The sequence below is a fragment of the Flavobacterium sp. 316 genome (assembly GCF_000967805.1).
Classification (GTDB): domain Bacteria; phylum Bacteroidota; class Bacteroidia; order Flavobacteriales; family Flavobacteriaceae; genus Flavobacterium; species Flavobacterium sediminilitoris.
The window spans coordinates 86,057-105,990 of the sequence record NZ_JYGZ01000006.1 but is presented as its reverse complement, the minus strand read 5'-3'; the positions used below and the strand labels follow the sequence as shown (position 1 = coordinate 105,990).

At 30.8% G+C, this 19,934-nt stretch carries 18 protein-coding genes; 2 read left to right on the top strand and 16 right to left on the bottom strand.

Features of this window, described 5'->3' with window-relative positions; translation table 11 throughout:
* Nucleotides 1-113 precede the first annotated feature (113 nt).
* A complete protein-coding gene (locus tag SY27_RS13925) occupies nt 114-2,261 on the top strand; it encodes a S46 family peptidase (protein WP_045971392.1) in 2,148 nt (715 codons plus the stop codon).
* A 199-nt stretch (nt 2,262-2,460) separates the two neighbouring features.
* A complete protein-coding gene (locus SY27_RS13920; protein ID WP_045971390.1) occupies nt 2,461-4,068 on the top strand; it encodes a T9SS type A sorting domain-containing protein in 1,608 nt (535 codons plus the stop codon).
* An 89-nt stretch (nt 4,069-4,157) separates the two neighbouring features.
* Here SY27_RS13920 and SY27_RS13915 read toward each other — a convergent pair whose 3' ends face one another.
* The 16 genes from SY27_RS13915 to SY27_RS13845 form a co-directional block, all read right to left on the bottom strand.
* Nucleotides 4,158-4,907, bottom strand: coding sequence for an Asp/Glu racemase (locus SY27_RS13915; RefSeq protein WP_045971388.1), 750 nt, complete (start codon nt 4,905-4,907; stop codon nt 4,158-4,160).
* 2 nt (nt 4,908-4,909) lie between these two features.
* Complete coding sequence (locus SY27_RS18295) at nt 4,910-5,965, bottom strand: T9SS type A sorting domain-containing protein (protein ID WP_052705346.1); 1,056 nt, start codon at nt 5,963-5,965, stop codon at nt 4,910-4,912.
* A gap of 92 nt (nt 5,966-6,057) precedes the next feature.
* Nucleotides 6,058-6,966, bottom strand: a complete 909-nt coding sequence (locus SY27_RS13905) for a fumarylacetoacetate hydrolase family protein (protein ID WP_045971386.1) — start codon at nt 6,964-6,966, stop codon at nt 6,058-6,060.
* A 55-nt stretch (nt 6,967-7,021) separates the two neighbouring features.
* Nucleotides 7,022-7,909 carry a GIY-YIG nuclease family protein gene (locus tag SY27_RS13900; protein WP_045971384.1) on the bottom strand — a complete coding sequence of 296 codons (888 nt, stop codon included), beginning with the start codon at nt 7,907-7,909 and terminating at the stop codon, nt 7,022-7,024.
* A 33-nt stretch (nt 7,910-7,942) separates the two neighbouring features.
* Entirely contained in the window at nt 7,943-9,055 is a 1,113-nt protein-coding gene (locus tag SY27_RS13895) for a cupin domain-containing protein (protein ID WP_045971382.1), read from the bottom strand.
* 48 nt (nt 9,056-9,103) lie between these two features.
* Nucleotides 9,104-10,084 (bottom strand): carbon-nitrogen hydrolase family protein, encoded by a 981-nt coding sequence (locus SY27_RS13890; protein WP_045971380.1) that lies wholly within the window; start codon nt 10,082-10,084, stop codon nt 9,104-9,106.
* Nucleotides 10,085-10,146: 62 nt separating this feature from the next.
* Entirely contained in the window at nt 10,147-10,566 is a 420-nt protein-coding gene (locus SY27_RS13885; RefSeq protein ID WP_045971378.1) for an acyl-CoA thioesterase, read from the bottom strand.
* Nucleotides 10,567-10,594: 28 nt separating this feature from the next.
* Complete coding sequence (locus SY27_RS13880; protein WP_045971375.1) at nt 10,595-12,175, bottom strand: FMN-binding glutamate synthase family protein; 1,581 nt, start codon at nt 12,173-12,175, stop codon at nt 10,595-10,597.
* Between the two features lie 49 nt (nt 12,176-12,224).
* Entirely contained in the window at nt 12,225-13,814 is a 1,590-nt protein-coding gene (locus tag SY27_RS13875; protein ID WP_045971373.1) for an AMP-binding protein, read from the bottom strand.
* Nucleotides 13,815-13,835: 21 nt separating this feature from the next.
* Nucleotides 13,836-13,991 (bottom strand): four helix bundle protein, encoded by a 156-nt coding sequence (locus tag SY27_RS19290; RefSeq protein WP_369793070.1) that lies wholly within the window; start codon nt 13,989-13,991, stop codon nt 13,836-13,838.
* 205 nt (nt 13,992-14,196) lie between these two features.
* Nucleotides 14,197-16,509 carry an FAD-dependent monooxygenase gene (locus SY27_RS13870; RefSeq protein ID WP_045971371.1) on the bottom strand — a complete coding sequence of 771 codons (2,313 nt, stop codon included), beginning with the start codon at nt 16,507-16,509 and terminating at the stop codon, nt 14,197-14,199.
* Nucleotides 16,510-16,561: 52 nt separating this feature from the next.
* Entirely contained in the window at nt 16,562-17,032 is a 471-nt protein-coding gene (locus SY27_RS13865) for an SRPBCC domain-containing protein (RefSeq protein WP_045971369.1), read from the bottom strand.
* A gap of 2 nt (nt 17,033-17,034) precedes the next feature.
* Nucleotides 17,035-17,640 (bottom strand): flavin reductase family protein, encoded by a 606-nt coding sequence (locus tag SY27_RS13860; RefSeq protein ID WP_045971367.1) that lies wholly within the window; start codon nt 17,638-17,640, stop codon nt 17,035-17,037.
* Between the two features lie 409 nt (nt 17,641-18,049).
* Nucleotides 18,050-18,640: an HD family hydrolase gene (locus SY27_RS13855; RefSeq protein WP_045971365.1), complete on the bottom strand. Its 591-nt coding sequence runs from the start codon at nt 18,638-18,640 to the stop codon at nt 18,050-18,052.
* 218 nt (nt 18,641-18,858) lie between these two features.
* Nucleotides 18,859-19,326, bottom strand: coding sequence for a DinB family protein (locus SY27_RS13850; RefSeq protein ID WP_045971363.1), 468 nt, complete (start codon nt 19,324-19,326; stop codon nt 18,859-18,861).
* Nucleotides 19,327-19,491: 165 nt separating this feature from the next.
* Nucleotides 19,492-19,857, bottom strand: coding sequence for a nuclear transport factor 2 family protein (locus tag SY27_RS13845; protein ID WP_045971361.1), 366 nt, complete (start codon nt 19,855-19,857; stop codon nt 19,492-19,494).
* Nucleotides 19,858-19,934 lie beyond the last annotated feature (77 nt).

Below are 19,934 nucleotides of genomic sequence, written 5' to 3'. Positions count from 1 at the left end.
AAAAATGAACGTCTATACGTTAATATTATCTTAATGTCTCATTTTTATTTAAGATAATTATACCAATCTTTTTTAAAAAAATTATCTTCGCAGAACTAAAGAAATATTATAATATGAAAAAAGTTTTATTATCGCTTATTGCATTTTGTATGCTTGTACCTTTTTCGGTAAAAGCGGACGAAGGAATGTGGTTTTTAATGTTTATTGAACGATTAAATCACCGCGACATGCAAAAAATGGGCTTGCAATTAACGGCTGAAGAAATTTACAGTATTAACAATCACAGTTTAAAAGATGCGATTGTACAATTTAATGGTGGATGTACCGCAGAAATGATTTCAAAAGACGGTTTAGTTTTAACAAATCATCACTGTGGATACGATGCTATTGCAGAATTATCATCAGCAGAAAAAAATTATTTAAAAGATGGTTATTGGGCAAAAAATAGAGCAGAAGAGTTAAAACCTTCTAGCTTATACGTACGTTTCTTTGTTCGTATGGATGATTGCTCAAAAAGAATATTATCGGTTGTAAATCCGAATATGAGTGAAGCAGATAGAGAAAAAGCTATCAATGCAGAAATTGCAAAAATTGAAAAAGAAAATAATGAAGGAGGGAAATATACTGTTTCTGTTCGTCCGTTTTTTCAAGGAAATGAGTATTATTATTTTGTATATCAAGATTATAAAGACGTTCGTTTAGTAGGAACACCACCAGAAAGTTTAGGTAAATTTGGTGGAGATACAGACAACTGGGAATGGCCACGTCATACAGCCGATTTCTCAATGTTTAGAGTATATGCAGATGCTAATGGTAATCCAGCAGAATATGCAACTAGTAATATACCTTTACAACCAAAACACCATTTACCAGTAAATATTGGTGGAGTTCAAGAAAATGACTTTGCTATGATTTTAGGTTACCCAGGAAGAACAAACCGTTGGATGCCTGCTGGTGGAATTGAACAAAATGTAAAATTTGCTTATCCAGCTTGGGTTGAAGGTTCAAAAACTGGAATGGATAACATGAAAAAATACATGGTGCAAAGTGATGCGTTAAATCTTATTTATGCTTCTAAATTTGCAGGTGTTGCCAACTATTGGAAAAATCGTCAAGGAATGATTGATGCGTTATCAAAGTTTGGTACAGCTAAAACAAAAGCAGCTCAAGAAGCTAAATTTCACAAATGGGCAAACAAGAAAGCAAATAAAGCAAAATACGGAAATGTAGTGCCTACAATTAATGCGTATTATGCAATGACTAATGAAAAAGCACAACATGATAACTATTTAATGCAGTTATTTAGAACATCGGCTTTTGGAACAGTTGCTAGAGGCTTAGGAAGACAATTAGACATTTATACAAAAGCAGATGCTACAAAGAGAGCACAAATAGCTCCAATGATTATAGAAATGGCTGAAGCAATGCATAAAGAATTACATATTCCTGCGGAAAAAGATATTTTAGCAGCTCAATTGAGTTTATATAATAAGAAAGCAGGTTATACTTTAGCACCAATAGTTATAAAATTAGCGAAAGAAAACAATGGCGATTTTACAAAATATGTAAATGAAGCTTTTGATTCAAGTATTTTTACTTCTGTTGATAAAGTAAAAGCATTTTTAGATACACCATCAGAAGAATCACTTAAAAATGATTCGTTATATGCTTTAACTAATGATTTATTGAATCATTACTTGTCGAAAAGTGATGAATTAGTAAAAGCACAAAATGATTTTGGAGCTTCTTTCCGTTTATTAGTAGAAGGTTTAAGAGAGTCTAAAATAGGAGAGATTAAATATCCAGATGCTAATTCAACTTTACGTTTAACTTATGGAAAAGTTCGTGCATTACCAACAGACAAACGTAATGATGCAACGATTAATAACTACACAACGTTAGAAGGACAAGTTAAAAAATACAAGAAGGGAGATTTAGAATTTGATTTACCTACTAGAGTATTAGAAATGAACGCTAAAAAAGAGTTTGGTCGTTTTGCGGATAAAGATGGTTCTTTACACGTAAATTTCTTAACTGATAACGATATTACAGGAGGAAATTCAGGTTCTCCAGTATTAAATGGTAAAGGAGAATTAATTGGTTTAGCATTTGATGGAAACATTGAAGCTATGGCTGGTGATGTTATTTTTGATAAAAACTTACAACGTACAATCAATGTTGACATCCGTTATGTGTTATGGGTAATTGAGAATTTCTCAGGAGCGAAAAACATTGTTGATGAAATGACAATTGTGGAGTAATTTTTGACCTAATAAAATGAAAGCGACCTGAAGATATTCAGGTCGCTTTTTTTTGATATAAAGCCTATTACTAACTATCAACCATTATTCTTAAATAATAAGAAAGGGTGAATAAACCTTTAGAAACAGGTTGAGTAACTCGGAACTAATCCTATTGCTAGCTCTAATTTTGTGATATAAATAAATAAAATATATTACAATGAAAAAATTAATCATTACGAGTTTGCTTCTTGCCAGTTTATTTTCAAATGCACAGCCTTATCAATTAATTAATGGAGGATTTGAAAATATTTATGGTACACAAACAACTACAGTTTCTAATTATGATGGATTTAAGCAAAATAATTTAGGACCAAGTTGGTATACTATAACAGGATCACCAAGATCAGAAGCTAGTGGTTTTGCACAAGTAAATGCTCCTACTGGAAACCGATTTGCGCATGCATACCATAAAATAACTCATATGGGTAAATGGAATAGAGAAGGACAAACTTTTTATATGTATTATCCAATGAAGCAAGGAGTAACTTATACTGTTAGTTTTAAAATGTTAACAAAAGGAGTATTCGATCATTTGTACATTATGGCTACTAATGATGCGAAGCCTAATCATAATATTTCATTAAGTTCTCCTCAAGAGATGGATATTAACCTTAATAATTCTGTAAATACAATTTTTCCATATACAGATATTCAAGTGGTAAAGAATATAACATCACCTTCTACTAATACTTGGTCTACTGTAAAATTTACATTTACACCAGCGAAAAATTATACGCAATTAGTTTTTGCTCCTTATATAGATATTCCAACGAGTAATTTTACAATGAGAAACATGGATTTGTTTTTAGACGATGTAGTTATAGAAAGTAATGGCAACCCAAGCCTAGTTGGACCAAGTAATGTAGGTATGGCATTGAATGGGGTAAGTGCAGATACTAATATTGGTATTTTTACTTGTAGTGGTGAATCGGTAATTTTAGATGCTACAGGTACAGTAGATACTTATTTGCCTTTTAATTACTTTATCGAAATACATAAAAGAGATGCAAATGGAAATACTTCACAATGGGTTAATAATTGGTACTCTGGATTGCCATCTGATACACCAATTGATTTATCACAAGTATATAATACTCTTGGAGGATATAATTTCACTGCTCCAGAAGGAACTACACTAGAATATAGAGTAAAATTAGCTATAAATTCTGGTGCTTCCAATGGTTGGTTTGAGAAAACGATGAGAATTATTGTGAAAGGTGGACCAAGCTTTAATTTTGGTGTAAATATGATTAACCAATTAGGCCAACCTACCATTAGGAAAGTAAAAGGATTGCCAGCAGGAAATTATACTTACAAATGGTATGAAGGAACAACGACAACAAGTACTGTAATAAGTACAGCTAATGAAATAGGAATCGTTAAGACTCAAAACGGTGTTTATCCTTATACTGTTGTAGTTACAGATGTGAATACTGGTTGTACAACAACAAAAACAACAAATGTGATTTATCACGATGCAGTAGTACTTGATCCAAATGGTGAATTAGGTTTTGGTAAAATGAAGGATAATAATTTAGAAAATAAAGATTTATTTGTAATATATCCAAATCCAGTATCTTCGGTTTTAAATGTTCATTCTAAAAGTAATTTCGATACTGTAGAAATTTATAATTTGCAAGGGAAAAAAGTAATTACATCAAAAGAGAGAGCTATTACTATTTCAGATTTGAATGAAGGGGTATATTTTATTAAAATTTATAAAGGAGGAAAAATAATCTCTAGTAATAAGTTTGTTAAAAAATAATTGTAACCTATTTATAAAATTAGAAATGCTGCTCAAAAAGAATAACTATATTTTCTTTTTGAGCAGCATTTTTTTATAAGAAGTATTGTTTAATATTTTCCACTTAACAATTCTCCACCAATAGCAGATTTAGCTTCAATGCCAATTTTTTTCATCATTTCATAAGTAGTACAAACAGCAGCAGATGTTACAGGAATACCACATTCTGATTGAATGATGTCAATAGCTTCTAAAGAAGGCATTTGCACACAGGCAGAAACGACCAATACGTCTACATCTGTTAAGTCTAATTGTTTGTAAATCTCTAATAAATTCATCGGATTTTGAGCGGCTACCTCTAAATTATCAGGAATTTCTAAAGCAATACTTTCTTTTACTTTTATGCCTTGGTGTTCAATATAATCAACAACCATATTGGTTAAAGGTCTCATATAAGGTGTAATAATTGAAATTTGTTTTGCACCTAATACTTTTAGTCCATTAATTAAAGCTCCAGCAGAAGTTACAATAGGAGTAGGGAAATCATTTGCAATTGTTTCTTGATGTAGATTTACTTCGGAAACACAATGATAACCACGTCCCATACTCATAATCGCTACCAAGCACGCATAACCCATAACATCCACATGAGCATCTGAAAGCTCTTGTGCACATTTTAAACTCATGGCATCCATTGCTTCGAGTTCTTCTTTGGTTACTTTTTTCATTCGCATTCTACTACTGTGAAACGTAAAACGTTCTGGTAAAATAGTTTCGCGAGAACGAAAGATTGCTGGTATTTCGGTTTCCATCGTTATATTTGAAGAAGGAACAATTTGACCTATTCTGTATTTTTTCATTTTTATATTTTTATAAATTGTAATGTAGATTTAGTAGCTTCTAAATGAATAAAATAGACTCCTTTTTCTAGAGATTCAATGTTTATAGATGTATTGTTATTAGTATTGCCAGAACTAATTTTTTTCCCTAAATAAGAATAAATACTATAATTTGTTAATTCTTGTAATCCACGAACCTGTATTACATTATTAGCAGGATTTGGAACAAGACTTAATGATTGATCCGCTATAGTGTTTTCATGTATACTTAATGTCCCCAATTGTAATTGGGATATTTTATCTCCAGAAGAATCTGAAATGAATAAATTACTACCAGAGATAGCTAAAGCTCTAGGGCCATTTAAGCCACTATCAACTACAATTTCAGGTGAAGCATTTGCAACTGATAGATCTATCTTAGAAACCCTTGCAACATTAGCTTGCGTAAAATAGAGTTCATTATTGTATACAGTCATTCCTTGTGCATGTATACCATAAGAAAGAGCAGTTAAAACTGTAGCTGTAGGATTTGGGTTATTCGTATCAACTTTATAAATTTTATAATCATTATTCCCAGAAACATACAAATCATCTCCATTAAAAAACAAACCTTCTGGTGTATTTATAGTTACTACATCAGTTTTAACAGGATTTGATTCTGTGACATTAATTTTTACAATTTTATTATTAGATCTTTCACAAATATATAATTCATCTCCTTTGAAAGCTATTGAATAAGCACCAAGAGCATTTGAGAGTACTAATTCTGGAGTGGGGTTAGTTGCTGTTAAATCTATTCTAAAGATTTTATCAGTAGTATTTTGTGAAAAGTATAAATAATTAGTATGAATAGCAACACCATACATATTTATCATTCCTGATACTAAAGTTGTAATCTGATGAGTTGCATCTGTAAGATCAGTTTTTATTATTCGTTGTCCTGAACGTTCAACGATGTACAAATCATTATTGTGGGTTATTATATCTTGTGGCCAATCGATGTTGGTGACAACATCATTAACTTGAGCATTATTTTTTAGGCTGATAATAAGAAGTAGTGATAATACAATTTTTTTCATTATAAGGTTTTTATTGGAATTCTAGTTTTTTAACTGCATTCTGGAAGACAAGGTGTTTTCCAAAAGAAGCATTCAATTAGTTAAAGTGTGTATTAAATCTCTTTTACCGTATTTACAATAGTTCCAATTCCTTCAACTGTAGCCTCAATTATATCGCCATCTTTCAACCATTCTTGCGGGTTTCTTCCAGCTCCTACACCAGCAGGAGTTCCGGTTGCAATGATATCGCCTGCTTCTAATGTAAAAACCGTACTTAAATCTTCAATTAAATCATTAATGTTAAAAAGCATAAACTTAGTATTTGAATTTTGTTTTTCAATACCATTTACTTTTAAAGATAAATCTAAGTTTTGAGGATTTTCAATTTCATCTTTGGTTACTATAATTGGTCCCATTGGTGCAAAAGTATCTTGTCCTTTAGAAACAATCCATTGTCCTGAACGACGGCAATCTCTTGCTGAAATATCATTGATAACGGTATATCCGAAAACATGATCTAGTGCATCGGCTTTAGAAACATATTTCCCTTTTTTACTGATTACAACAGCTAATTCTACTTCCCAATCTAATTGATTCGTAAGGTTTCTATTTAATAAAATATCAGTATTTGTTGCTGTAACAGTTGTAGGAGGTTTTGAAAAAATAACAGGTTGTTGTGGTAATTCTTTTGCAGTATCTAATGTTCTTGCACTTTCCGCAACATGTTCAGTATAATTTAATCCAATTCCAATGATGTTTTTTCTAGGATAAGGAATAGGTGCTAAAATAGTTATTTCTTCCATCTTATAACTAATTTGAGCTAATTGTTTTTCTGTTGTATCTTCTATTAGATTATTAATTTCATAAATGACTTCAAATCCCATATCAATTAGTTCTAACATATCACTTGGCAATGGGAAATTGGAAATATCTCCAAAATCTTCCATGTCAATAATTTGTTTGTTATAAATAAAGCCTAGTCTTGGTTCTGAAGTTTCTGTTTTATAAGTAAGTAGTTTCATATTTTTTAAGTTTGCTGTTATAAGTTAACAGTTTTTAATTTTTTTAAATTATTGTTTATACATTATTTGCATTTGTTATTTCTTGAACATCTCTGAATGTTTGACCATTTTTATTGACCCATTCAGTGAATCCATTTGAATTCCTTCCTAAAATCATATTTGAAGCAGCACTAGGGCTATTAAAAACAGTATCTTCCACAAAGATTAATTTACCTTTATCTTCAATCATTATTTCAGTTTCAACTAATTTTCTTCTCATATTTACATAGGTTTCAGTACAAGATTCTGAAAGCTCTTTTTTAGCTTCACTACCTTTAGTTACAATATAACCTTGATCAGTTTCTTTCATTGAAGCCTTGAAAGTTTTTGTTTTGATGAAATATGTTTCATGAATGGAATTAATATTTTCTGTTTGATTTTCATCAGATTGTTTGACAGTTGAAGATATTAAAAATTTAAAACCCATTACAGGTAAAATTAGTTTGATTTGTTCAAGGAAATATTCCATATCTGAAATATCAGCCTCATGCAATGTTGGTAAACTCGGAGAGTTTCCATTATCAATTTGAGCAGTTTTAGCTTCTATCGCAATTTGTACTAATCTTGACTCTAAATATCTAATTTGTGTTTTAGTTAATAACTCATCCTTACTAACAAAGAAAATTAATTCCTTAAAGTCTTTATTTGGGTCGCTTAAATGTTGTTTTAATCTATTTTTTATGTTTTCTGCTTCACCAATATATATTTTTTCATCAAAAGCATCATCAGTAGGATCGCCTTTTAAACAATAAATCCCAGGATTATCAAATTCACTTCTATTCATAATTTTATTTATAGAAGCTCTTGGACTATATATAGCTTTTCCAACCCAATTACCAATTTCACTCAATCTTGGACCATAAGCAGTTCCATCAATCATATATACAGTTAATTTTTTCCCCATTCTAATTTTAATTGATTATTGCTCTTGAAATTATTATTTAATTATTTGAAATCCATCGTTTTCAGTGTATTCTTTTCCTTGATATAAGCCTAGTTTTTCAATAACGGGTAAATCATTGAAATTAAACAAACAAGTATCTTCAGTTTCTGATGCGTTATGATGTTCATGCCAAGCCCATGATGGAACGCAGAAAATATCACGTGTTTCCCAATCGAATCGTTTTCCATCAATGATTGTGTATCCTTTTCCTTTTGCACATTGATATACAAACGAACCAGTATGTTTATGAGCTTTTCCTTTAAAACCAGCAGGTAAAAGTTGCATAGCTGCACCCATAGTTTGCATTACGTGTCCTCCTGTCATAGGGTTAGAATATTGCATAATAACACCATCAAAAGGGTTAATTTTATTGCTTTTTGAAGCTTCAACTAAAGCAGGGTATACTTTTTTCCAAGAAAATTTGAATAAAGGAGAATAAGGTTTGTCCCAAACTTTATCAGCAGGAATTATTCCAGCAGTTCCATAATTAATAGGAGAATAGTTCAAGGGAACATCTAAAGGTTGTTTACCATCAAAGACAGCATAATCATTCGCTTCTAGAGCATTTATTAAAGGAATATCTAATCCGTCTTGCCAAATACAAGTTTTTCCATTTGGATCAACACCATGTTCATGCCAAGTGGAGTTTGGTGTAATCACAAAATCATTTACTTCAAACGTAATTTTATTTCCATCTACAACGGTATAACCACCTTCTCCTTCCATAATGAAACGTAGGGCAGAGGCTTTGTGTTTATGAGCCGAAGTGCTTTCTCCTGGTCGTGTAACTTGAATGCCTGAATATAACCAACCTACAACAGCTGCAACGTCTTTTCTTTTATCATTGACTAAATAGACAACTCTTCTTCCAGCTTGCTCAGGTGTTACTAGTTCAGATGATTTTAAGACTAAATCACGTAAATCATCATATTTCCACAGCATAGGAACAGAATTGGATTTAGGTTCCCAAGGTTCTATATCATTGGCAACTGTCCATAATGCACCAGCACCAAGATTTTCTAATTCTTTATAATATGCTTCTAGTTCTGGAGTATTTTGTACTCTAGCTCTTCCGTATTGATCGTCTGATTGGTTTTGTTCTTCCATAAATGTATAATTTTATATCTGGTAGGTTTTATAAACCTGCCAGGTATTTTATCTTTTATTGAATTCTTCGTGATTATTTATAAAGGTAATATTTTTTGTAGGAGTAGTATTTACTCGTAAATCAAAAATATCAAATCGATTATAGTGTCCTAAAATATCATGCATTTGTTTTGGTTGAATACATTTTGCCAAATCAATATCGGCATAAATCATTCCTTCATCATCGATTAAAGGTTCTCCAATAGTAGCTCCATTTGGTCCAATGAATCCAGAGAAAGCAGAATTTTTACGGGTTAAGAGTTCTTCTACATTTGGAACATCTGGCTTTAATATTTCCATAATTTCCTTTGAGATTGTCGAACATGAAACAATAGTGAAAAGTTTTCCTTCAAATGAATGAGCAGCAGCTCTAATTTTTATAGCTTCCGCCATGTTATAGTCAGGTGGAGCAACTGGCAACGAAATATAATTAGCTATATGAATTAATTCACCTTGAGTAAGTAAAGTAAAACGAGCTAATGTATTGGTGTTTTCACCGCAAGCTAAGGTTCCTAATGGTCCCACTTCTGTATCATATACTTTTAATGATGAACCATCACCAGAAGTCCATGTTAGTTTTTCAGCCCAAGTGGGTACTAATTTCCGATGTTTACCAATAATTGTCCCTTTATTATCTATAATTAAATTAGTATTATATATTTCACCAAAACTTTTACCTCTTTCGTTTATTCCAATAACAATTTGAATATCATTGTCTTTTGCTGCTATACAAAGTTTTTTTATTTCAGGACTTGTAATATCAACAGAATGTTTATACAACTCTTCATACCATTTACTTCCTTGTATGGGTGTCATAATCCAATTCCAATATGGATAACCAGCTACAAAAACTTCAGGAAAAGCAATTAGTTTAGCTCCATTATTTGCAGCTTCTTTTATAAATGAAATAGCTTTATCAATAGTTTTTTCTACATTTAAGAAAACGGGTGCTGTTTGAACGGTTGCTGCTTTAAATTTTTTAAATTCCATAGTTTATTAATTACGAATTTTAAATTACGAATTATGAATTGAAAACGAGATTAACTCGTAGTTCATAATTTGTAATTCATAATTTTATTCTTCATTTCTTCATTAAAGGGTTCTGCTTTTATATTGTTTCGATTTTCATTAAAGGCTACATTTACTAAGGTTACTTCTCCTTCAAGACATGTTTTTCCTTTTTCATCTTCAAATATAAAACCACACAAAATAGAAGCGCCTCCAAGATTTTTAACCCAAAGTTTTTTAGTCAATATTTCTCCTAAACGTGCTGCTTTCTTAAACTGTATTTTCAAATCGACTGTTGGAATACCGTTTGTTTCATGCATTTTAGAAAAGGGTCTTTCTAACGCTTCTTCAAACCAATCTTCAACTAGGCAGTTAAGCATTTCTAAAAATCTAGGATAGAATACGATGCCTGCATAATCAACATGTTGGAAGCGTATTTTTTCTTGTTTTATAAAGTAATTCATAATGTAGTATGACTAATTTTTAATTAAATTAAAATTTTTCGCTACTTGCTTTTTTCCAAAAATATAAGAATTTTTCAGGCACAGTATTTTCATTTAATAGACAACATGTTTCTAATTCTGGAAATATTTCAGCAAAAGTGGCTACTTTATTATTGTCAATACGAGTAGTAACACAATCTCTTGTTACATTATCTGGATGATCTATTCCTGCTGATGTCATTAAATCAACTGCACTTTTTACAGTTTCATTTTGATATCTTGCTACGCGAATGCTTTTTTCTTCAGGAACTAAACCTTTAGTTAATTTTGGGTTTTGTGTTGCCACGCCAGTAGGACAAGTATTAGAATGACACTCTAATGCTTGAATACAACCTAAGGCAAACATCATTCCTCTTGCTGAATTACATAAATCGGCACCTATAGAAAGGTTTCGAATAATATCAAATCCAGAAATAACTTTTCCTGTAGCAATAATTTTTATTTGATTTTTTATTCCGAAGCCATTTAGGCAGTCATATACAAAGGCTAAAGCTTCACGCAATGGCATTCCTACAGAATCAGAATATTCAGGTGGAGCAGCACCAGTTCCTCCTTCACCACCATCAACAGTTATGAAATCTAAATAAGTGTTCGTTTCAACCATTGCTTTACAAATACTTATAAATTCTGATTTATTACCAATGCAAATTTTAATTCCAATAGGTTTTCCTCCTGATTTTTCTCGTAGTAATCTAATAAAGGTCATTAATTCTAATGGAGTTGTGAAAGCAGAATGAGTAGGAGGTGAGATAATATCGTTTCCTTTTTCTACTAATCGAATAGCTGCAATTTCATCAGTTACTTTTTCTTTAGGTAGAATACCTCCATGACCAGGTTTAGCACCTTGTGAAAATTTGATTTCTATTATTTTTACATTATCAAGTATTGCTCTTTTTTGAAATTCATCTGCATTAAACGTTCCGTTATTATTTCGACAACTAAAATAGCCAGTTCCAATGTTCCAAGCTACATCGCCACCTTGTAAGTGATAAGGAGAGAGTCCACCTTCACCTGTATTGTGAAAAAAGCCACCTTCTTTAGCTCCATTATTTAAGGCTAAAATGGCATTTTTGCTTAAACTACCAAAACTCATAGCGCTAATATTGAACATACTCGCCATATATGGTTTTGTACATTGAGAAGATCCTATTTTTACTCTAGGATTATGATTTAAATCTTTAAAAGAAATGGCTCTGATACTATGATTAATCCATTCATAACCTGATTTGTAAGTATCTAGTTGTGTTCCAAACGGTTTTGAATCAGTTTCTTTTTTGCTTCGAGCATACACCATACTACGTTGCAGTCTATTAAAAGGTTTACCATCGGTATCTGTTTCTATAAAATATTGACGCATTTCTGGTCCTATATCTTCCAGTAGATATCGCATTCGTCCTAAAAGTGGAAAGTTTCTTTTAATAGTATGTTTCGACTGATACATATCGTATAATCCCATAAGAATTAATGGGATGAATATTAATAGAAGGAAGCTGAATTTCCAATTTATATAAGTCAATAAGCCTATTATAGCTATAGAAGTTATACTAAATACTAAAAATGCTTTTCTCATAAAAAATTAATTATATTTTAAACTCTGAAACAAGTTCAGAATAATATGTTTATTTTAGTTTAAATCGTTGTATTTTTCCTGTTTCTGTTTTAGGTAAAATTTCTATAAAATTAATAATTCTTGGATATTTATAAGGTGCAGCTACTTCTTTAAACCATTGTTGAATTGTTTTGGCTAGTTCATCGGATTGTTTTGATTTGTCTTTTAAAACAATATGAGCGCAAACAACCATTCCTCTATTAGGATCTGGTAATCCAACTACTGCACATTCTAATATATCCTTATGCGTTAAAAGTACGGATTCTACTTCAATTGCTGCAATATTATAGCCAGAAGAAATAATCATATCGTCACCGCGAGCCACAAACCAGAAATAGCCTTCTTCATCTTGTTTGTAAATATCTCCTGTAATGTTCCAACCGTTTTGAACATATTCTTTTTGTTTTTCAATACGATTTAAATATTTACAACCTGTAATTCCTTTTATAGCAAGTTTTCCAGGAGTATTTGGAGGTAATTCATTGCCATCATGATCTATAATTTTTGCTTTATATCCAAGGACTGGTAATCCTGTTGCACCAGGTTTCATATTGTTTTCATTGGACGAAATAAATATGTGAAGCATTTCTGTAGCTCCTATTCCGTCAATAATTTTTAATCCTGTGGCATTATACCAATCTTGCCAAACTTGTAAGGCTAATGTTTCTCCTGCTGAAACACATTTTCGTAAGCTAGAGACATTAAATTCGTGTAGTTTTGTTGTTAAAACTCGCCAAGCTGTTGGAGCAGTAAAACAGATAGTTATTTTATATTCTTCAATTGCTTTTAAAAGTAAATCTGGACTTGGTTTTTCGATTAAAAAGGTTGAAGCTCCAAAATACATTGGAAACAAAACCAAACCACCTAATCCAAATGTAAAGCCAAGAGGTGGACTTCCTGTAAAAATATCATTTGAAGTAGGTTGCAAAGAATAGATAGGAAAAGCTTCGCAAATATTTAAAATATCTCTGTGATAATGTGCTGTCATTTTAGGTATTCCGGTAGTTCCAGAAGTAAATCCAATTAAACAAATGGCATCTGCTTTTGAAGGGAAATTATGGAATATTTTAGGTTTGGATAGTATTAATTGTTCTAAGTTACTATTTCTAAAGAAGCATTTTTGTTTTAAAAAAGTAGATTTTGAAAGATTCATTTCATCAGATAGATTACTATCACATAGCGCAATGGAAATCTCTGCACAATCTATTATGGTTGTTAATTCTTTGGCACGAAGTAGAGGCATAGTTGCTACAACAATTCCACCTGCTTTTAAAATAGCAAACCAGCAAGCTACCATCATTGGATTATTAGCAGAACGTAATAAAACTCTATTTCCTGAAACTAAACCTAAGTCATCTACTAAAACATGAGCAATTTGATTGGCTTTTTCATATAAATCATTATATGTCCAAGTCTCTTCAAACGTACGAATACAAATTGCATCACCATTTCCATTTTTGATATGATTATCCAATAAGCGTTCAACACAATTTAGCATTTCAGGATGTTGAAATTGGGGTAAATCCAAAAAGGTATATTCTGGTTGTAAATCCAAAGTTGGTAAGCTATTGTGAGCGAAATTGTCTTGGTAGTGTTTCATTGATTAATTACGAATTTTAAATTACGAATTACGAAGCGTTTTTTGAATAGAACCAATTATTTTTAATAATTCAGTTATATCATTTAATAAACTTTCACTTTGTTCATTTGTTAAGTAACCAGTATCTTTTAATAATCTAACCCAGTAATGTGTTTCTCTGGCTTTTTTATATGGAATAGTTAATTTAGCAAAAAAATCTTTATTAGATTAACCTTCAATCGCTACTTCTATATTTGCACCAATTAAAGTTTCACAACGCAAAAGCTGTCTACTTAATACAAGTTTTTTTTTCATTTGATAAAAATGGATAGACTTTTGCAATTCTAATTGCAAACGCATAACTTTTTATTTGAATAATATTATCATTTTTCATAATTCGTAATTATTTCTTATTGCTTTTTGGTTTTAAGGCTTTTTTCATTCCTTCCACTTGTTTTCTTTCAGATGCTTTTAAAGGATATAAATGAGAAATCCCCATTTTGTATTGATTAGGAATATCATTAGCTTGAAATTTTTCATAAGCTTGTGCATTTCTTACAAAATTTGGATCTAATAATAAAGGTCTTCCTAAAGCGACTAGATCAGCTCTTCCGTTGAGAATTATAGTATTTATTTGATCAATATCTTGAATGTATCCTGTTGTAATTGTTGGAATATGAATGGTATTTTTAATTATATCAGAGAAAGGAGTTTGCCACATTCTACCTATTTGCGGTTTTTGATGTGCTACTGTATTTCCTGTAGATACATTTATAATATCTGCACCAGCATTTTTAAAAGCATTTGCAATGATTATTACTTCTTCTGGAGAAATTCCGTTTTCAGCCCAATCTGTTGCTGAAATTCTAACAGACATTGGTTTATCTTTTGGAAAAACGTTTCTCATTTCTGTGAAAACGCGTAATGGAAATTTTAAACGATTTTCGATATTCCCTCCAAATTCATCTGTGCGAATATTAGTTAATGGAGAAAGAAATGAAGCTAATAGAAATCCGTGATGCGCTTGTAATTCAATCATATCAAATTCTGCTTCATTTGCGTTTTTGCTAGCTTGAACAAATTGAGAAGTTATTAGATCCATATCTTCTAAAGTCATTGCTTTAGGAGTTGGAAAATGTTCATTAAAAGCAATTGCTGAAGCGGAAATTAATTCCCATTTATCTTTTAAATCTTCGGTTTCCCAAGGCTTTTTTGTTCCACCTTTTCGACCTGAATGACCTAATTGAATTCCAATTTTTGTTTGTGTATTTTGATGGATAAAATCATTAATTCTTTTCCATTCAACTATTTGATTATTAGTATAAATTCCTGTGCATCCTAATGTGATTCTTCCAGTATTTGAAATAGCAGTCATTTCGGTTAAGATCAATCCTAAACCACCAATAGCACGAGAAGAATAATGTTGGAAATGCCAATCATTTACTAATCCATTTTCTGCCGAATATTGTCCCATTGGACTCATTACAATTCGGTTTTGAAGCTTTAAGTTGCGAAGTTTAAAAGGAGAAAAAGCAGCAGGTATTTCTATAGGTTTGGATTCTGAAATAAGTTCAGATTGGTAAACGACGTTATTAAATTCCTCTAAAACTTTACCTGTAAATGATTTATCTCTTATTTGTAGATTTTCATACGTTACTTTTTTAGAACGAGTCATGCAACCAAAAGCAAATTGATAAAAAGGATGCTGAATATGTCTATCCATATTTTCAAACCAATCTAAGGACACATTAGCAGCATACTGAATCATTTCTACAGTGTTTCTACGGCTTTTTTCATATTCTTGAAACGCTTGTTTAATATTATTAGGATTATGAATTATAGCATCAGATAGTGCAATAGCACTTTCCATAGCTAATTTTGTTCCTGAACCGATAGAATAGTGCGCTGTTGCTTTTGCATCGCCTAATAGAACAATATTATCTTTGTACCAATTTTCATTGGTTATATGTGGAAATTGTCTCCAATGTGATTTATTGGTTATTAAAGGATGATCATCTAATTCTTCTTTAAATAAATGTTGTAGTTTTTCAACTGTATCTTGTTCGTTATAAGTATCGAATTGGAATTTTTCCCAAGTTTCTGGAGCACATTCGAAAATCCAAGTACTCATTCCTTTTTCATATTGATAGGTGTGTGCTGCAAAAGCTCCGTGTTTTGTTTGTTTGAAGAAATAGGTGAAGGCTTCTAAAGGTTTTGTAGAACCCATCCAAACAAATTTATTTTTTTTAAGTGTTATTTTTGTTTTAAATTCATTTTCAAATTGTGTTCTTATTTGGCTTGAAATACCATCGCAAGCTACAATTACATCTGAATCAGAAAATTGACTTAAATTGTCCACATTGGCTTCAAAATGCAGATTTACACCTTCTTCTTGACAACGTTGGTGCAGTAATTGTAATAAAGTTTTACGAGAACAACCACAAAAACCGTTTCCAGCAATACTAACTTCTTTTCCATCACGAGCAATAATAATATCATCCCAATACGCAAACTTGCTACGAATCAACTCATAGGATTGCATGTCACGTTTTAAGAATTCCCCTAGAGTTTCATCTGAAAAAACTACACCAAACCCAAAACTATCATCCGGACGATTGCGTTCGTAAACATCGATTTGGCAATCTGGCATTGCTTTTTTGGTTAATATCGAAAAATAAAGTCCTCCAGGACCACCACCTATTACTGTTATCTTCATATTTGTTATTGTAAGGGAAGAAGTAATCTTCTTATCTTCAAATTAGGGTTAATTAAGAGCATTGATTTTCTTTACGCATAAAATCAAAGGCTCCTTTTCTTAAATTGATATTATATTCTAAATAGGCTTTTAAGCAGGCTAAGAAATTAGACCAACCAAAAGTATTTCCTGAAAACCATTTAAGTCCATCATTATCGTTTTTCATACTTTTTTCAGTAATTGAAACTAAAGTAGAATTGTTTTCTTTTTCAATTAAAGTAATTTCAACAAGAAGTTCCTTTTCACTAATTGTCCAGTAATAAGAAATGTATTTGTTTTGTTGAATTTTGTCAATTCGAATAGGGCATTCTACATCAAACTCTGGGAATTTCCAAATTAATGTTTTGCCTGATTCCATTTTTCCAGTACTTTCAGAAATAAAATAATTAGACATCTTATCCGGATTTATAATTGCATCAAATACTTCATTTATGGGTTTTTGAATTTGTATTGCTGCTTCTATTTCTAAAGTTTCTGTTTTCATGTTTATGCTCTTTTGATTGAAAATATGTCGCCTATTTTACCATAGTTTGAACCTGCTAAACGAGCAACAGGCTTATAAATATCTAAGTTTATTCGATTATTTTCTGAAAGTATAGCGTCATCAATATGTAGTGTAATGATTTTACCTATTACAACACAAGCACCACCACCTTCATTATTGTCTATAAAATAATGGTGTATTTTTTCACATTCAAAATGTACCAAACTTTCTTTTACACGTTTAGGCTTAATAGTAACAGAATCGATAGGTGTCAGATTTGCTAAAGTAAATTCGTCTACTTCTGCTGCAACTGCTTCAGATGTTCTATTCATTTGTTCTACAATATCTTCTGTTACTAAATTTACTACAAATTGATTGTTTTTTAATACATTGTTTAAAGTGTCCTTGTAACTATTATTATCTCTACGTGTAGAAAACATTACGCAAGGAGGATCGCTACTTACCATATTAAAATATGAAAAAGGAGCAAGATTATTAATTCCTTTTTCATCTATAGTTGATATCCATCCTATAGGTCTTGGAATTATTGTTCCTGTTAGTAATTTATAGAGAGTTGTAGGATCGGTTTCATTTGCTTTATATTGCATTTTGTCGTTGTTTTTTACAAATTAAACAAAATATTTATAAATTTTATTCATTTATCAATAAAGAATTATTAAAAAAAATGAATAGTTATTGAAGATGGTTTATTTGGTTTTCAAAGATAATGAGTGGAAACGATAGTATTCTTAACTAAGTTTATAATTAATAGGATGAAATTATGTAAGAATTTTTAATATTTGAATATAGATCTGTGAGGAAGTAAATTGATTAGATGTAGTATTAATAGGGATGATTAGATAGTGTTCTTAAAAAACGTTTTTATTTTGGCGATATCAAAATGTTTTATTTCATGTTAAAAGTAAGTAGATTGGAATCATTATCTCTATATTTTTTAAATGGTTTTTTAATAATGTTTTACCACTTCTATGATTCGTTTAAGTTTTTATAAGTCAATTATTTTTTTAAAATTCCTTTTTCTACACTTTCATTAATTAAATTCTCGGCATAGTTCCAGATGGCTGTTGAACCGTTTTTAATTGCCTTCTTCTTATCGTAAACTTTTTGATAAGGGACATTAAATTCTACCCATGTTCCACCATTATTAGAGGCATTTTGTAGCAGTGGTTCAAATCGGTCCATTGATTTTGCAAATTTTGCTTCATTTGTAATTCCTTCTTCAAATTCTTCCCAAATAGCGATAAATTCTTTTGCTTGTTTTGTGGGTAAAAGTCCAAAAATTCGCTTTGCGGCAATGAGTTCTTCTTCTGTATTTGTATGGTTTTTTGTAGTGTCATAAATAAATGTATCACCTGCATCAATTTCTACGATATCGTGGATTAGAACCATTTTTACAACTTTAAGTACGTCAATTGGTTTATCAGAATGTTCTGCTAAAACAATTGTCATCATGGCTAAATGCCAACTATGTTCTGCGTCATTTTCGCATCTATCACTGTTGAACAATTTAGTTTTACGTTGAATGTATTTTAATTTATCAATTTCTTTGATAAAATTTACTTGTTTTAATAAATTTTCAACTTGCATTGTTCTATAAATTTTTAATTGTTACTATCATGTTTATTAAAACGACTTGTAGAATTTTAGAAGAAACTTACACATAATGTGCTTGTATAAGATTAGCCATCTGATTTAAACACCTAATTTAGCAAATAAAAATGAAATAGAAAATTTGCAAGAACTTTTAGAAGTAGGAGAGAAAAAGCTATTATTTATAGCTTATTGTTGTACATCGTTTTATATTTTTAATCCCATATTTCAGGTCTATTAATTTTCATTGCTCTTAAGTATGAAAGGAATTGTCCTGCGTGAACAGATTCGTGATATCCAATCCGCAATAAATATTTTCCAAGGATTTTTTTTTCTCCATTTCCAGGATGAATGATTTCAGTTTCGTTTAATTCCTTATCCGAAAATTGTCTAACACTTTCTAAAAATGTTTTTCTATAAGATTCGGCAAATTCAAGTTCATCAGCAACGTTAATAAATGGTCGATTTTTCCAAGGTGTTTTATAATTAGTCATATTACCTTTATTAATAATGATATTCCACCCATAATCGGCTTCTAAAACATGTCTAATCATTTCTATCGCGGTCATTGCTTTTTCATCAGGTTTCCAATTGTAATAATCTTTCGGAAGTCCTGTCCAAAGTTTTATGCTTTTTCTTCTTATTTCTGTAAAATTTAAAATTATAAGTTCGGATTGCGTCATTTCTTTTATTTTCTAGAATATTGTTGTTTCACATTACAGGCGAAGTTCTGGTGTTACAAATGGTTTGAGACTAAATTAACCTCATTATTTGTATTTATCAAACTATCCGTTATAATAGTTGTTAGTAACTCAACTCGTTTTTTGTGTCTTAGTGTTGATGGATAGCTAAATTTGAATTCCACTTCCTGCAATTATTTTCCACGAAGTATCAAATAGTTTCCATACTCGTAAATATCTAAATTTTCCATCGATGATTTGGTCAGCATATTTTGCTTTTAAATGGAAAGTAACTGCAACAGTGGCAATATTTTCAATTATTTTTATTGTTTGGTCAGTGGCCAAAATGTCATAAACAGTTATAATACCAGAACGATAATTTTCGATGTCCATTTCTTTAGTGATTGTTTGTCCTGTGGGGATATTGAAAATTAGACTGTCATGCAAAAGTTCGTCAAGAATTTTGATGTCTCCAGATATCATTGCTTTTAAAAGTCTGTTTTCACATTCAATTATTTGCTTCTCTTTTGTCATAATTTATTGTGTTAATTTGTTTAAAATTAATGCCTTGCTAAAACTATATTATGAAAAATTAAGTAGCTTTATTTCAG

Coding starts and splice junctions, on each gene's coding strand:
- SY27_RS13880 (WP_045971375.1), bottom strand. CDS start 12,175: ATGAGAAAAGCATTTTTAGTATTTAGTATAACTTCTATAGCTATAATA.
- SY27_RS13905 (WP_045971386.1), bottom strand. CDS start 6,966: ATGAAACTACTTACTTATAAAACAGAAACTTCAGAACCAAGACTAGGC.
- SY27_RS13860 (WP_045971367.1), bottom strand. CDS start 17,640: ATGCAATATAAAGCAAATGAAACCGATCCTACAACTCTCTATAAATTA.
- SY27_RS13890 (WP_045971380.1), bottom strand. CDS start 10,084: ATGGAATTTAAAAAATTTAAAGCAGCAACCGTTCAAACAGCACCCGTT.
- SY27_RS13925 (WP_045971392.1), top strand. CDS start 114: ATGAAAAAAGTTTTATTATCGCTTATTGCATTTTGTATGCTTGTACCT.
- SY27_RS13900 (WP_045971384.1), bottom strand. CDS start 7,909: ATGGGGAAAAAATTAACTGTATATATGATTGATGGAACTGCTTATGGT.
- SY27_RS13915 (WP_045971388.1), bottom strand. CDS start 4,907: ATGAAAAAATACAGAATAGGTCAAATTGTTCCTTCTTCAAATATAACG.
- SY27_RS13845 (WP_045971361.1), bottom strand. CDS start 19,857: ATGACAAAAGAGAAGCAAATAATTGAATGTGAAAACAGACTTTTAAAA.
- SY27_RS18295 (WP_052705346.1), bottom strand. CDS start 5,965: ATGAAAAAAATTGTATTATCACTACTTCTTATTATCAGCCTAAAAAAT.
- SY27_RS13875 (WP_045971373.1), bottom strand. CDS start 13,814: ATGAAACACTACCAAGACAATTTCGCTCACAATAGCTTACCAACTTTG.
- SY27_RS13920 (WP_045971390.1), top strand. CDS start 2,461: ATGAAAAAATTAATCATTACGAGTTTGCTTCTTGCCAGTTTATTTTCA.
- SY27_RS13855 (WP_045971365.1), bottom strand. CDS start 18,640: ATGCAAGTTGAAAATTTATTAAAACAAGTAAATTTTATCAAAGAAATT.
- SY27_RS13895 (WP_045971382.1), bottom strand. CDS start 9,055: ATGGAAGAACAAAACCAATCAGACGATCAATACGGAAGAGCTAGAGTA.
- SY27_RS13885 (WP_045971378.1), bottom strand. CDS start 10,566: ATGAATTACTTTATAAAACAAGAAAAAATACGCTTCCAACATGTTGAT.
- SY27_RS13865 (WP_045971369.1), bottom strand. CDS start 17,032: ATGAAAACAGAAACTTTAGAAATAGAAGCAGCAATACAAATTCAAAAA.
- SY27_RS13850 (WP_045971363.1), bottom strand. CDS start 19,326: ATGACGCAATCCGAACTTATAATTTTAAATTTTACAGAAATAAGAAGA.
- SY27_RS13870 (WP_045971371.1), bottom strand. CDS start 16,509: ATGAAGATAACAGTAATAGGTGGTGGTCCTGGAGGACTTTATTTTTCG.